A 13,827-nucleotide genomic window follows, 5' to 3' on the forward strand; every position below is an offset into this window, starting at 1 on the left:
GTCTACCGCCCCGCGCCGACGGCGGCGACCGGTTCGCCCTGCGGGCCGGCGTTCTCCGGGAAGTGGCAGGCGACCTGGTGCCCGTCGCCGGTGAGCTTCGGGGTCTCGGTCGCGCAGACGTCCTGCGCCTTCCAGCAGCGGGTCCGGAACCGGCAGCCGGACGGCGGGTTCAGCGGGCTGGGCACGTCACCGCTGAGGATCACCCGCCGGCGCTCGGTCTCGATCAGCGGGTCGGGGATCGGCACCGCCGACAGCAGGGCCTGGGTGTACGGGTGGCGCGGCCGGTCGTACATGTCCTCGCAGTCCCCGACCTCGACGACGGTGCCGAGGTACATCACCGCGATGCGGTCGCAGAGGTGCCGCACGACGGCGAGGTCGTGGGCGATGAACATCATGGTCAGGCCCAGCTCCTCCTGGAGTTCCTCCAGCAGGTTGACGATCTGCGCCTGCACCGAGACGTCGAGCGCGGAGACCGGCTCGTCGGCGACGATGAACTGCGGGTTGCTGACCAGGGCGCGCGCGATGCCGACGCGCTGGCGCTGACCGCCGGAGAACTCGTGCGGGTAGCGGTCGTGCCACTTCTCGCTGAGCCCGACCATCTGCATGGTCTCCCGCGCCTTCGCGCGCCGGCCCGCCGCGGGCAGGTCGGAGTGCACGAGCAGCGGTTCCTCGATCAGCTCGCCGATCGTCATGCGGGGGTTCAGCGAGGCGAACGGGTCCTGGAAGATCATCTGCATCTGCCGGCGCATGCCCCGCATCCGCCGGCGGTCCAGCGTGGTCAGTTCGGTGCCGTCGAAGGTGACGGTGCCCTGGCTGGGCTTGAGCAGCTGGAGGATGCCCCGCCCGGTGGTGGACTTGCCACAGCCGGATTCGCCGACCACGCCGATGATCTCGCCGCGCCGCACGTCCAGGTCCACACCGGAGACCGCGCGCAGCCGGGCGGGCAGCAGCGAGCCGCGTACCGGCACCTTGAAGTCGACGGCCAGGTCACGCACCCGCAGCAGCGGGTCCGGGGCGGTGTCGGGGGCCGTGGTCGTCATGAGCGCACCTCCGCGGTCTGGTCGGCGAAGCGGTCCGTCGTGGTCAGCCAGCCGCCCTGCTCGGGCGGGCGCATGCCCCAGCAGCGGGTGAGCTGGTCGCGGTCCGGGACGGTGGTCAGGCCGGGCGACTCGCCCTGGCAGATGTCGCGGGCGTGCACGCAGCGCGGGGCGAAGCGGCAGCCGGGAGGCAACTCGGACAGCTCCGGCGGGCGGCCGGCGATGGGACGCAGCTTGCCGCCGCGAGCCTGGTCGAGGCGCGGCACCGAGCCGAGCAGACCCCAGGTGTACGGCATCTGCGGCTGGTGGAACAGGTCGACAGTGCCGGCGCGTTCGACGATCTGCCCGGCGTACATGACGTTCACCCGCTCGGCCATGCCGGCGACCACGCCGAGGTCATGGGTGATGAGCAGGACCGCGGTGCGGGTCTCCAGCGCCAGTTCCCGCAGCAGGTCCAGCACCTGCGCCTGGATGGTGACGTCGAGCGCGGTGGTGATCTCGTCGGCGAGGATGAGCCGCGGCCGGCAGGAGAGCGCCATGGCGATCATGACGCGCTGGCGCATGCCGCCGGAGAGCTGGTGCGGGTAGGAGCTGAGCCGGGTCTCGGCGGCCGAGATGCGCACCATCTCCAGCAGCTCGACGGCCCGCCTGCGGGCCGCCCGGCGGCTCATCCCGAGGTGCAGTTCCAGCGCCTCGGTCATCTGCCGGCCCACTGTCAGCACCGGGTTCAGCGAGGTCATCGGGTCCTGGAAGATCATCGAGATGCCCTTGCCGCGTACGCCCCGCAGCTCCCGTGCGGACAGTCGCAGCAGGTCACGACCCTCGAAAAGCACCTGACCGCCGGTCACCTGACCGGCCGGCGGCACGATCAACCCCATGATGGACTGAGCGGTCGCCGACTTCCCGCAGCCGGACTCTCCGACGAGGGCGACCATCTCCCCTGCGTCGACAGTGAACGACACCCCGTCCACCGCCGTCACCGAGCCCCGCGCGCCGCGGAATTCGGTGCGCAGATCCCGGACCTCCAACAAGGCCATCGATCCCCCTGAGTTAGACTCCCGAACGCCACCATTCGTCACTGGGGAGTGTTGCACAGACGATGTTCGTCGTCTAGGCTCCCAGCAGCGACGAATTCCGTCACTAAGAGTTGGAGCGAGATGGCATCCAAGAGCTCGATCGAGAAAGATCGCAGCATCATCCGGGAGCTCGTTCAGGACCCGAGGCAGACGAACGTCGCGCTGGCGGCGAAGGTCGGCCTCTCCGAGGGATCCGTACGACGCCGGGTGGAACGGCTTGTCACCGAGGGTCAGCTGCAGTTCGCCGCCATTCCCAGTGCCGCCTTCATGGGGCGGCCGGTGCACACCCTGTTCGAGATCCAGAGCGCTCCCGGTGCCACAGAAAGGCTCATCGACAAGCTCGCCGGGATGCCGGAGATCGCGTACGTCTACCACGTGACCGGCCAGTTCGACGTCATCGCCGTCGGCTACTTCGCCTCCAGCAACGCCATGCGGCGGTTCTGGACGGAGCGGCTCGGCAACCTCGACGGGGTGATGGAGAGCAGGTCGGTGATGGTGCTACGGGTCGCCAAGCGCGCGCACGAGTGGGCGCGCGACATCGCCGTCACGGGGGACGAGGAAGCCGGCTGGGACGCGGAGGCGGACCCCGGCACACCCGGCGCTGACACCTGACCGACCGGAGAAACCCGCAATGCTGCGCATCACGTTGACCCGTCTCTTATCGGTTATTCCAGTCCTGTTCGGGATCTCGGTGATCTCGTTCCTCGTGATCCGAATGATCCCCGGCGACGTGATCAGTTCGATCATGGGCCAGGACTTCGGCGACCCCGCGATCGAGGCGGAGATGCGCCGCTACTTCGGGCTCGACATGCCCGTGTACGAGCAGTTCCTGAGGTGGCTCGGCGCCCTCGTCCAGGGCGACTTCGGCACCTCGATGCGCACCGGCCAGCCGGTGCTGGAAGAGATCATGCAGCGCCTTCCGTCCACGCTGCTGCTGGCCGTGTCGGCGCTGCTGGTCTCGATCCTCATCTCCATCCCGCTCGGTGTCCTCAGTGCCACCAAGCGCAACGGGCTGCTGGACGCCACCACCCGGGTCGGCTCGCTCGTCGGGCTGTCGCTGCCGAACTTCTGGCTCGGCATCCTGCTGGTGTACGTCTTCTCGGTGTCGCTGGGCTGGCTGCCGTCCCAGGGCGCGGGTGAGGGTGAGGGCTTCTGGGGCACCCTGAAGCACCTCGTCCTCCCCGCCGTGACGCTCGGCTCCAGCCTCGCCGCGATCAGCATGCGGATGACCCGCTCCAGCATGCTGGAGGTGCTCAACCAGGACTACGTGCGCACCGCCCGGTCCAAGGGCCTCGCCGAGCGCGTGGTCATGAGCCGGCACGCGCTGCGCAACTCGCTGATCCCGGTCGTGACGGTGCTGGGCATCCAGGCCGGCGCGCTGCTGGGCGGCACGGTGATCGTCGAGCAGGTGTTCGCCTGGCCGGGCCTGGGGACGATGGTCATCCGCGGCATCTCCCAGCGCGACTACCCGGTCGTCCAGGGCACCCTGCTCTTCCTGGCCTTCTTCTACGTCGTCGTCAACTTCCTCGTAGACCTCATCTACACCTACCTGGATCCGAGGTTGCGCAGTGGTCACTGACATCGCCCCCGGCCGCCGCCCCGCCGAGGCGGCGTCCACTCGCAAGACCCCCCGCAGCCTCGAGTTGCTGCGCCTGATCTGGCGCGACCGGGTGGGCGCCATCGGCCTGGTGATCGTGGTGCTGATGGTCTCCGCGGCGGCACTGGCCCCGCTCATCGCCCCGTACGACCCGACCGCCATGTCCAACCAGCGGCTCGCCGCGCCCGGCGGCGACTTCCCGCTCGGCGCCGACGAGGCCGGCCGTGACCTGCTCAGCCGGGCCCTGTACGGCGCACGCACCTCGCTGGCCGTCAGCCTGATCGTGGTGACCTGCGCGGGCGCGATCGGCGTCCTGCTCGGACTGCTCGCCGGCTTCTACCGGGGCTTCCTCGACGCGGTCATCACCCCGGCCACCGACATCATGTTCGCCTTCCCCACGCTGCTGCTCGCGCTGGCGGTGGTGGCCGCCCGGGGGCCCGGCACGGAGAACCTGATCCTGGCCCTGATCCTCGTGTTCATCCCGAGCTTCGCCCGCGTCGTGCGCGGCACGGCCATGTCGGTGCGCCGCGAGCCGTACGTGGAGTCCGGCCAGGCGGTCGGCCTCAGCAACGCCCGGCTGATCTTCAAGTACATCCTGCCCAACTCGGTCGCCCCGATCGCGGTGCAGTTCACCACGAGCCTCGCCACCGCCATCCTGGTCGAGGCGTCACTGGGCTACCTCGGGCTCGGCGTGCAGCCGCCCCAGCCGTCCTGGGGGTCGATGCTCTCCAGCGGCAAGGCGTTCATGGAGATGTCGATCTGGCCGTCCGTCGTCCCCGGCGTCTGCATCATGATCGCGGTGCTGGGCTTCAACCTGCTAGGCGACACCCTTCGCGACGTGCTCGACCCGCGACTGCGCGGCCGTTCCAGCCGCTGACCCCTCGCACCCCCGGCAAGGAGCAACGTGGAAACCATCGACGAACACCTGGTTCGTCAACTGTCGGAATGGTCGGCGGGCGCCCCGGCGCCCGCCGACCCGTCGCCGGACGTCGAGGTCGACGCCGGTCTGCTGCTGGACTACTTCGACGCCCAGATCCAGAGCCGCCACCTCGACCTCGCGCTGCGGTGGCTGCAGTCGAAACGGGAGGGCTTCTACACGATCGGGTCCAGCGGCCACGAGAGCAACGCCGCCGTCGCGCTGGCGCTGCGCCCGACCGACCCGGCGCTGCTGCACTACCGGTCCGGCGGTTTCTACGCCGCCCGGGCCGGGCAGGTTCCCGGCTCCACCCCGGTCACCGACGTGCTGCACTCCGCCGCCGCGTCGCGCCGGGATCCGATCTCCGGTGGCCGGCACAAGGTGTTCGGGCACCGGGAGCTGAACATCATCCCGCAGACCTCGACCATCGCCTCGCACCTGCCCCGCGCGATGGGCATGGCGTTCGCCCTGGACCGCGGCGTCGGCGACACCGGCTACCCGGCCGACGCGGTGGTGGTGTGCAGCTTCGGCGACGCCTCGGCCAACCACTCCACCGCCGCCGGGGCGCTGAACGCCGTCGGCTGGGCCGCCCACCAGGGGCTCGGGATGCCGGTGCTGTTCGTCTGCGAGGACAACGGCATCGGCATCAGCACCCGGTCCCCGCACGGCTGGGTGGACCGGATGCTGTCCGCGCTGCCCGGCCTCGACTACACCGCCGCCGACGGCACCGACCCCGTGCGGTTGCTCGCCGTCGCGGCCGAGACGGCCCATCGGGTACGCGCCGGACGCCGGCCCGCCGTGCTGCACCTGCGGACGGTCCGGTTCATGGGCCACGCCGGCTCCGACGCGGAGCTGGCGTACCGGTCCCGGTCGGAGATCCTCGCCGACTACGCCCGCGACCCGCTGCTGGCCACGGCGGCGGTGCTGGCCCGGCGCGGGATTCTCGCCCCGGCCGAGAGCCTGGCCCGCTACGAGCAGGCCCGCAAACTGGTCATGGACCAGGCGGAGGCGATGCTCGGGCGGGTCGAGCGGCTGCCCGACGCGGCGGCGGTGACCGGGCCGCTCACCGAACGCCGGACCGACCGGGTCGGCGCGGCTGCCGCACGGGCCGGCGCCGGCCGGGAGAAGGTGTTCGGCGGCCGGCTCCCCGAGGCGCGCGGGCCGCTCACGCTCGCCCAGTCGGTCAACGCCGCCCTGCACGACGCGCTGCTCACCTGGCCGCAGGCGCAGGTGTTCGGCGAGGACGTGGCGCGCAAGGGCGGCGTCTACGGCGCCACCCGCGGGCTGCGCAAGGCGTTCGGCGCGAACCGCGTGTTCGACACGCTGCTGGACGAGCAGACCATCCTCGGGGTGGCGCTCGGCGGCGCGCTGGCCGGCACGCTGCCGATCCCGGAGATCCAGTACCTCGCCTACCTGCACAACGCCGAGGACCAGCTGCGCGGCGAGGCCGCCTCGCTACGGTTCTTCTCCGACGGGCAGTACGGCAACGGGATGGTCGTCCGGATCGCCGGCCTGGCGTACCAGAAGGGGTTCGGCGGGCACTTCCACAACGACAACTCGGTGGCGGTGCTGCGCGACATCCCCGGCCTGGCGCTGGCTGTCGCCTCCCACCCGGCCACCGCGCCGGCGCTGCTGCGGCAGTGCCTCGCGCTGGCCGAGCAGGAGAAGCGGGTCTGCGTGTTCCTGGAGCCGATCGCGCTCTACCACACCCGCGACCTGCACACCGACGGCGACGGCGGCTGGCTGGCCCGGTACGCCCCACCGGACGAGTGGGCGGCCGGTGAGGCGCCACTCGGGCAGGTCCGCACCGTACGCGACGGCGGCGACCTGGCGCTCGTCACGTTCGGCAACGGCGTGCCGATGAGCCTGCGGGTGGCCGGGACGCTGGCCGCCGAGCGGGGCGCCGGCACCCGTGTCGTCGACCTGCAGTGGCTCGCGCCGCTGCCGGCCGCGAGCCTGCTCGCCGCGCTCGACGGCGTACCCCGGGTGCTGGTGGTCGACGAGACGCGGGCCGGCGGCGGGGTGTCCGAGGCGGTGGTGGCCGCCCTGGTGGACGCCGGTTATCCGGGCCGGATCTCCCGCGTCAACAGCGTCGACAGCTACGTCCCGCTGGGCCCGGCGGCCGACCACGTCCTGCTCGGTGAGCACGACGTGCTGACTGCGGCCCGCGCGCTGCTCGACTGACGCACGGCACGACGAAGGCGGCCCACCGGATCATCCGGTGGGCCGCCTCCCGTTCGGCCGCCTCAGTACCCCAGATCGGGCTGCCGCTTCAGGCCGGCCAACTGCTCGCCGGCCAGGTAACGCTCCAGGTTGACGCAGAAGTCGGCGTAGAGCCGCTGCAGGTTGCCGGTGCCGCGGAACGACGTGTGCGGCGTGATCGTCGTGTTCGGCAGGTCCCACAGCCGGTGGTCGGCCGGCAGCGGCTCCTCCTCGAACACGTCCAGCACCGCGCCGGCGATCCGGCCGGACCGCATCGCGTCGACCAGGGCGTCCTCTGCCACGAGGGCGCCCCGCCCGACGTTCACCAGCACCGCCGACTCCTTCATCGCCGCGAAGTGCGCGGCGTCGAAGAAGTAGCGGTTCTCGGTGGTCAGCGGCATGGCCAGGACCACCGAGTCGGCCTCCGGCAGTACCGTCATGTGCTCGGCGTACGGGATCACCCGGTCGAAGCCCTCGGCCGGGGTGCCGGAGCGGTTCACGCCGATCACGTCGACTCCGAGAGCGCGGGCCCGCCAGGCCACCTCGCCGCCGATGCCGCCGGTGCCGAACACCAGCATCGTGCTGCCGATGAAGTCCCGGCCGGTGATCCGCACCCACTCCCGGCGTTCCTGCGCCTCCCGGTGCTCCGGGAAGGCGCGGAAGCGCATCAGCACCGCGCCGATGGCGTACTCGGCGATCGGCACGTTGTAGGAGTTGGGCGACCGGGTGTAGAGCAGCCCCTCGGCGAGGCGGCGCTGCATCAGCTCGCCGCCCACCCAGTCGAACCCGGCCGCGGTGATCTGCACCCACCGCAGCCTGTCGCACTTGGCCAGCAGCTCGTCGAAGGTGTCCTCGTTCATCGCGCTGCGCAGGATCACCTCGGCGTCGAGCCACTCGTCGCGTACCGGCTCACCGTCGCCAACCGGGCTGAACCGGCACTGCGGGAACCGCTCCCGCAGTTGCGGGAGCAGGTCCGACAGGTTGGGGGTGAGCAGGACGTGCGGTCCCGCGACGGCGCCGGTCACGAGGACTCCTGCGCACGCTTCCGGTTGTTGTACGTCACGCCGCCCTTGGCCCAGTTGTCGTACGACACCTCGTAGAGCAGGACGTGGGTGTTCTCGCGCGGGGAGCCGTACTTGACCAGCACGTCGGTGAGGTCAGCGATCATCGCTTCCTTGGTGGCCTGGTCCCGCTTGCCGATCTCGGCCCGGATGATTGCCATGTCAGTTCTCCTTGCTCGTGGTCGCGAAGTCCGGGTTGCGCTCGTACTCGGCCTTGACTGCGAGGTACGCGAAGGCGTGCGTGACGCGGGTCTTGAGCACCCCGTCGAAGACCTCGCGGGCCTTCTCGACGTCGCCGTTGTAGTAGTGCCAGTTGCCGAGGCCGTACCCCTGGGTGACGGTCTTGAGGCTGTTGCCGTCGCACATCGCCCACAGCTCGTCCGGGCCGATCTGGCCGGTGTAGAGCTTCATCCGGCCCTCGTAGCCCACCAGGTGCGGCTCGTCGACCAGGTCGACATTGCGGAACCGGTCGAGCACCTCCTCGGCCTCGGCGGTCCGGCCGAGGCGCCGCAGCGCCATGTACTGCCAGTCCTGCGACGCCACCAGGCCCTCCTGGTGCCGGGACGCCTTCTCCGACTCGGCGAAGCTGGGCAGGCAGCCCTCCAGGTCGCCGGCGAGGTACTGGGCGACGCCGAGGTGGTACCAGACGGAGGCGTGCAGCGTGGTGTTGTAGCGGCCGAGGATCTCCGGGTTCGCGGCGGCGTCGGTGTCGCTGAGGTGCTGCGGGCGCACGTCCTCGGGCCGGCCGAGGATCAGGCTCACGACGTCCTTCTCCACCTCCGGCTGGTACATCTCGTACTCGTCCTCGACGCCGGCGAGCTGGTCGGCGGCGGTGCGCAGGTCCGCGATCGCGCCGGCGTAGTCACTGATGGAGATCCGCCGGTGCCCCCGGAAACGCAGCAGGCGCGGGCTGTCCGGCTCCAGTTCGAGCGCCTCGGTCAGCAGCGCCACGGACTCCTCGTGCTTGCCGAGGTAGCCCTTCAGCCGGGCGGCGATGATGTAGCGGTGGGTCAGGGGTACGGACGTCATGGATTGCCTTTCGTCGCGGTACGGCGGAGGGGGCGCCCCCGGGAGGCGGCGCCCCCTCCGCGGTTCGTCAGCGGTCCAGCCAGAGGTGCCGGTAGAAGCGGTACGTCGGCGTCGGGTCACCGCGGTAACCCATGACGTCCTTCTGCACCACGTCGAAGTCGGCGTTCAGGAACGTCATCGCCACCGGGCCCCGCTCGGCGAGGATCTTCTCGGCCTGCTGGTAGAGCTGGGCACGCTTGTCCTTGTCCATCTCGGAGCGGGCCTTGACGACCAGGTCCTCGTACTCCGCGTCGGACCAGTTGCCGTAGTTCAGGCCGCCGCCCTTGAGGAAGCTGGCGGTGAACCGCTCGTCCGGGTCGTAGGTGAGGCCGAAGCCGGACTGGTACATGTCGAAGTCGCCGGACTTCGTCTTGGTGTCGGCGATGGTGGACTCCACCGACTCCAGCGTCACCTTGATGCCGATCTTGGCGAGCTGCTGCTGCTCGACCTCGGCCGAGCGCACCTGGAACGCCGAGGTGGCGATGACCATGAGCTTGGCGTCGAAGCCGTTCGGGTAGCCCGCCTCGGCCAGCAGCGCCTTCGCCTTCTCGATGTCCGGCTTGCCGTACACCGGCTCCTTGAGCGCGCCGAAGCGGTCCGGCGGCAGGTAGCCGGCGTTGAGCGCGGTGCCGAAGCCGGAGTTGGCGACGTTCAGGATCTCCTGCCGGTCCAGCGCCATGTAGATGGCCTGCCGGACCTTGACGTTGTCGTACGGCGCCTTCGAGGTGTTCAGCCGCAGGTGCAGCGACAGCGAGCCGGAGCCGCCGTACCACTTGAGCTTCTCGTCCCGCTTGAGCGCGTCGATGAACTCGGGCGCGGGCCGCCACAGGAAGTCGACGGTGCCGCTGCGCACGGCGGCGGCGCGGGCGTTGTCGTCGGGGTTGAAGGTGAAGTCCAGCCCGTCCAGGTACGGAACCCCGGACTCCCAGTACTTGTCGTGCTTGTCCAGCTTGATGGCCTGGCCGGTGGTCCGGGCGGCGAGCTTGAACGGCCCGCTGCCGCCGTCGACGCTGCCGTTGAGATCGCCCTGCTTCTCGACCACGGTCCGGTCGACGATCGACGACGCGGCGGTGGACAGCAGGGTCAGGATGGCGGCGTTGGGCTTGGCCAGCTTCATCACGACGGTGCGCTCGTCGGGCGCCTCGACCGAGGTGATGCCCTCGTAGCTGCGGGCGCGCGGTGCCCGGGTGGCCGGGTCCTTGATCCGCTCGATCGAGTACTTCACGTCGGCGGCGGTCACCTTGCGGCCGCTGTGGAAGTACGCGTTGTCGCGCAGCTTGAACGTCACGGTCAGGCCGTCCGCGCTCAGCTCCCACGACTCGGCGATGGCCGGCTTGATCTCACCCCGGTACGACTGCACGAGCGACTCGTAGATCTGCTCGTTGATGACGAAGGCCGAGGTCTCCGACATCCGGTGCGGGTCGAGTTCGTTGGCGTCCAGCCGGATCATGATCCGCAGCCGGCCACCGGACTTCGGCGTGCCGGCGGCCTGCGTCTCGTCCTCCAGCTTGACGTTGCTGGTGAGGCCGTCACTGGCGTTGCCATCGGACTTGCCCGACGGCGGCTCGCCGCCTCCGCAGCCGGCCGCGAGCGTCGCCACGACGCCCACCGCCAGCGCTCTCATCAGAATTCGGGTACGCATCAGTCTCCTTGGCAGTGTCACGATTAGCGCTTCAGGCCGGCTTCCATGCCTCCCCATAGACCCGAAGCCAGTTGCCCCCGAGGATCTTGGTCACGTCCTCCGGCGAGAAGCCGCCGGCCAGAAGCGCCGCGGTGATGTTCGGGAAGTCCGAGGCGTCGTCCATGCCGATCGCCCGGCGCTCCTCCCAGCCGAAATCACCCAGCAGATTCCGGTGCTCCTTCGAGTTCGCCTCCGCGATGCTCTTGAGCTGCGCGATCCGCATCTCCTCGGTCCACGTCTCGTCGTAGTCGGTGGCCACGGCGACGTGGTCGACGCCGGCCACCTCCACGACGCGGGATACGTGCTCGACGAAGCGGGTCAGGTCCGGACGACGGGACGGGTCGTCCGGGTGGTACAGGAATCCCGACAGGGTGGTGATGCCCATGACGCCGCTCTGCTCGGCCAGGCGCCGCAGGTATCCGTCCGACTTGGCGCGGATGTGCGGCGACAGCGCGTCGCAGAACGAGTGCGTGACGACGACCGGCTTGTCCGAGGCGTCCATGGCGTCCAGGCCGGTGCGCTCGCCGCTGTGCGAGACGTCGACCAGCACCCCCAGCTCGTTCATCGCCTTGACGAACGTGCGGCCGCGGTGCGAGAGCCCCGAGTCGGTGTCCTCGCCGCAGCCCGCACCGAGCAGGTTCTGCCGCTGGTACGTCAGCTGGAGGATGCGGACGCCGAGGTCGTGGAACGTGCCGAGCAGGTCGAGGTCGGCGCCGATCATCTCGGTGTCCTGCGGGCCGAGGATCACGGCCTCCTTGCCCTCGGCCTTCGCCCGGTGGATGTCGTCCACCGTGAGGGCGAGCAGGACGTCGTCCCGGTGCGCGTCGATCCACCTGCGGCAGCGGTTGACTTCGCGCAGGGCGGTGACGGTGTCCGCGTACGGCCTGGTGACCGTGTGGTTCACAGCGGTGACGCCGCCTCGCCGGATCCGGTCGAGGTGGGCGTCGCTCAGCTCGATGACAGTGCTTCCGTCCACCACGGTGGCGGCGGCGTGCACGTCGGCGGCCGAGAGAGCGGGATGGTCGGTGGCGGCAGTGTTCACGTCATCTCCAGATCATCGGAAGATGCCGAGACTCTACGAGGCACGCAACTTGTTGTCCATGAAATCTCACCAACTCGTCGGTACGCAGTGTCTAGGTGACGAATTTCGTCATTCTGACGCGCGGCAAACCGATCGAGGCAGCCCGTCCGGCGCGAACGGGTCATAGCGCCACCAAGACTTCGAAGCGGAGAAAACGCACGGTGCACTGTGGAGGGGGGTGACGCAGTCCATCCCGTACGCCGAGGATTGCGACCTCCTTACCCTCGCGGACCTGCGGGGATGTTCGATACCATCGAACATCCCGGCGGAGGTTCCGCCACCTCGACAGGAGGTCCCCGTGCGGCCCATGAACAGTCAGCCGTCGGAGCAGGCCGGCTCCGGTGGCGCCGCGGACGAGAACACGCCCGCGGGCGTCGTCGGCGGCCGGATCCGGCGCTACCGCAAGGAACGCGGGCTGACGCTGCGCGGTCTGGCCTCCCGCTCCGGGCTGTCCATCGGCTTCCTGTCCCAGGTCGAGCGCGGCATCTCCTCCATCGGCCTGACCGCGCTCGGCAGCGTCGCCAAGGCGCTCGACCGGTCGGTGGCCGACTTCTTCGACGCCGGCACGCCCTCGCCGGACAGCACCGTCTCCTCGCTCCCCCGGCACTTCACGCTGACCAGGGCGGAGACGGCCGCGACGCAGTACGTGTCCGGGCAGCAGACCTACCGCATGCTCTCCGACCGGGGACCGGACTTGGTGCTCGAACCGATGCTCGTGCACATCGCGCCGGGCGGGCGCCGGGAGAACGCGTACGGCCACCGGGGCGAGGAGTTCGCCTACGTCATCTCCGGCGAGCTGCTCTACGAGGTCGAGGGCGTCGAGCACCGGCTGTTCCCGGGTGACAGCGTGCACCTGCGCTCGTCCGTGCCGCACCAGCTCTACAACGACACCGACGCGGTGACCACTGTGGTCTCGGTGGTCACGCCCCGCCTGTTCTGACCGGCGCACCGGGCACCACGAATCGCCCTCCGATTTCACGTAGGTGAACAAGGAGGGCGATTCGCTATGTAGTGTCAGCGACCGAGGCGGGAGTCCACGGCGGTCATCGTGTCCTGCCAGATGACCGACGCCGGGTCGATGACGGCGAAGTGGTCCCCCGGCTGTTCGAGGTGGCGGATCTCGTCGCCCGCCGCCGCCGCGGCGGCGGCGTAGCGCCGGTTGGCGTCGACGAGGTCGAGGCTGTCCTCCGTCCCCTGCACGAGCAGCGTCGGCACCCCGGTCGGCAGGCGCCGCATCGGGTCGCTCTCGGCGTACCGGCGCGGAGCCGTCACCGGGGAGCCGCCGAGCGCCGCGGCGACCGCGCCGTCGCCGAGGTAGCGCCGCTCGCCCTCGGTGAGGTCGAGCACTCCGGCCAGCGACACCGCGAGCGCGACACGCGGCCCGCCCGGACGCGCGGCGAGGTCCGCCGCGGCGCGCAGCGCGAGCTGCCCGCCGGCCGAGTGTCCCAGCACGACGACCCGGTCCAGGTCGACCAACCGGTCGCGGGCCGGTTCCCGCAGCGCGCGCAGGCCCGTCTCCACGTCCTGCGTGGTCGCGTCCCAGCCGTGCCGGTCCGGGCGCCGGTACTCCAGATTCCAGGACGCGTACCCGCGCCGGGCCAGGTCGGCGGCGAGCGCGTCCATCAGGTCCGCCCCCCAGATGGACCGCCAGAACCCGCCGTGCAGCAGCACCGCGACCGGCGCCGGGCCGGCGTCCGGGGTGGACGGCAGCCGCAGGTCGCCCCACTGGTCCGGGTCGGGGCCGTAGGCGATCCGGGTGGCCGGCGCGCGGAGGCGGTGCACGGCGTGCCGGATCGCCCACGCCAGGCCCCACAGTCCCCGTCCGGCCAGGTGGACCGCGCCGGGCACCGGCGGCTCGACGGTCAGGTCGTACCAGACCACGCCGGACGGCTGCGCGCCGATGAGGGCACGGGCCGCCGGCGTGGGTCCGGGCAAAGCCACCACCGGCTGGTCCGTCGCGGCGAGCAACGAACGCAGTTCGCCGGCCGAGGCGACGGTGACGACCTGACCGGTGACGTCCAGTTCGGCGCAGGTGGCGGCGGTCAGCGACGCCAGCAGGGCCGGGTCGGCCACCAGGCCGGGGCCGGCCACGACAGTGAGCCGCACCC

13 protein-coding genes are annotated in these 13,827 nt (G+C 70.7%); 5 read left to right on the forward strand and 8 right to left on the reverse strand.

The window, feature by feature from the left end; translation table 11 throughout:
- Positions 1–2: 2 nt before the first annotated feature.
- Positions 3–1,040, reverse strand: a complete 1,038-nt coding sequence (locus O7604_RS00300) for an oligopeptide/dipeptide ABC transporter ATP-binding protein (protein ID WP_281578498.1) — start codon at positions 1,038–1,040, stop codon at positions 3–5.
- Complete coding sequence (locus O7604_RS00305; RefSeq protein WP_281578499.1) at positions 1,037–2,074, reverse strand: ABC transporter ATP-binding protein; 1,038 nt, start codon at positions 2,072–2,074, stop codon at positions 1,037–1,039. Before O7604_RS00305 ends, O7604_RS00300 begins: the two co-directional genes overlap by 4 nt.
- A gap of 120 nt (positions 2,075–2,194) precedes the next feature.
- Here O7604_RS00305 and O7604_RS00310 point away from each other — a divergent pair, with 120 nt between their 5' ends.
- Genes O7604_RS00310 through O7604_RS00325 form a run of 4 tightly spaced genes read left to right on the forward strand, consistent with a single transcriptional unit; the run spans position 2,195 to position 6,810 of the window.
- Complete coding sequence (locus tag O7604_RS00310) at positions 2,195–2,725, forward strand: Lrp/AsnC family transcriptional regulator (RefSeq protein WP_269700891.1); 531 nt, start codon at positions 2,195–2,197, stop codon at positions 2,723–2,725.
- Between the two features lie 19 nt (positions 2,726–2,744).
- Positions 2,745–3,692, forward strand: coding sequence for a nickel ABC transporter permease (gene nikB, locus O7604_RS00315; RefSeq protein WP_269700892.1), 948 nt, complete (start codon positions 2,745–2,747; stop codon positions 3,690–3,692).
- A complete protein-coding gene (locus O7604_RS00320) occupies positions 3,682–4,587 on the forward strand; it encodes an ABC transporter permease (RefSeq protein ID WP_281578500.1) in 906 nt (301 codons plus the stop codon). The genes nikB and O7604_RS00320 overlap by 11 nt, the downstream gene beginning before the upstream one ends.
- 27 nt (positions 4,588–4,614) lie before the next feature.
- Positions 4,615–6,810 carry a thiamine pyrophosphate-dependent enzyme gene (locus tag O7604_RS00325; RefSeq protein WP_281578501.1) on the forward strand — a complete coding sequence of 732 codons (2,196 nt, stop codon included), beginning with the start codon at positions 4,615–4,617 and terminating at the stop codon, positions 6,808–6,810.
- Positions 6,811–6,872: 62 nt separating this feature from the next.
- On the opposite strand, the gene O7604_RS00330 is transcribed toward O7604_RS00325, so the two are convergent.
- The 5 genes from O7604_RS00330 to O7604_RS00350 all read right to left on the reverse strand — a co-directional run bounded on the left by O7604_RS00330 (position 6,873) and on the right by O7604_RS00350 (position 11,680).
- Positions 6,873–7,853, reverse strand: coding sequence for a D-2-hydroxyacid dehydrogenase (locus tag O7604_RS00330; RefSeq protein WP_281578502.1), 981 nt, complete (start codon positions 7,851–7,853; stop codon positions 6,873–6,875).
- Positions 7,850–8,050, reverse strand: coding sequence for a tautomerase family protein (locus O7604_RS00335; RefSeq protein WP_018786431.1), 201 nt, complete (start codon positions 8,048–8,050; stop codon positions 7,850–7,852). The genes O7604_RS00330 and O7604_RS00335 overlap by 4 nt, the downstream gene beginning before the upstream one ends.
- A 1-nt stretch (position 8,051) precedes the next feature.
- Complete coding sequence (locus O7604_RS00340; RefSeq protein ID WP_281578503.1) at positions 8,052–8,918, reverse strand: tetratricopeptide repeat protein; 867 nt, start codon at positions 8,916–8,918, stop codon at positions 8,052–8,054.
- Between the two features lie 67 nt (positions 8,919–8,985).
- Positions 8,986–10,599 carry an ABC transporter substrate-binding protein gene (locus O7604_RS00345; protein WP_281578504.1) on the reverse strand — a complete coding sequence of 538 codons (1,614 nt, stop codon included), beginning with the start codon at positions 10,597–10,599 and terminating at the stop codon, positions 8,986–8,988.
- A 31-nt stretch (positions 10,600–10,630) separates the two neighbouring features.
- Positions 10,631–11,680 (reverse strand): membrane dipeptidase, encoded by a 1,050-nt coding sequence (locus O7604_RS00350; protein ID WP_281578505.1) that lies wholly within the window; start codon positions 11,678–11,680, stop codon positions 10,631–10,633.
- Positions 11,681–12,026: 346 nt separating this feature from the next.
- Between O7604_RS00350 and O7604_RS00355 the strand changes: the two genes are divergently transcribed.
- Entirely contained in the window at positions 12,027–12,659 is a 633-nt protein-coding gene (locus tag O7604_RS00355) for an XRE family transcriptional regulator (protein WP_269700899.1), read from the forward strand.
- A gap of 74 nt (positions 12,660–12,733) precedes the next feature.
- Here the strand turns inward: O7604_RS00355 and O7604_RS00360 are convergent, their stop codons facing one another.
- Positions 12,734–13,825: an alpha/beta hydrolase gene (locus tag O7604_RS00360; protein WP_281578506.1), complete on the reverse strand. Its 1,092-nt coding sequence runs from the start codon at positions 13,823–13,825 to the stop codon at positions 12,734–12,736.
- Between the last annotated feature and the right edge of the window lie 2 nt (positions 13,826–13,827).

This window comes from Micromonospora sp. WMMA1947 (assembly GCF_027497355.1).
In the GTDB taxonomy this organism is placed as follows: domain Bacteria; phylum Actinomycetota; class Actinomycetes; order Mycobacteriales; family Micromonosporaceae; genus Micromonospora.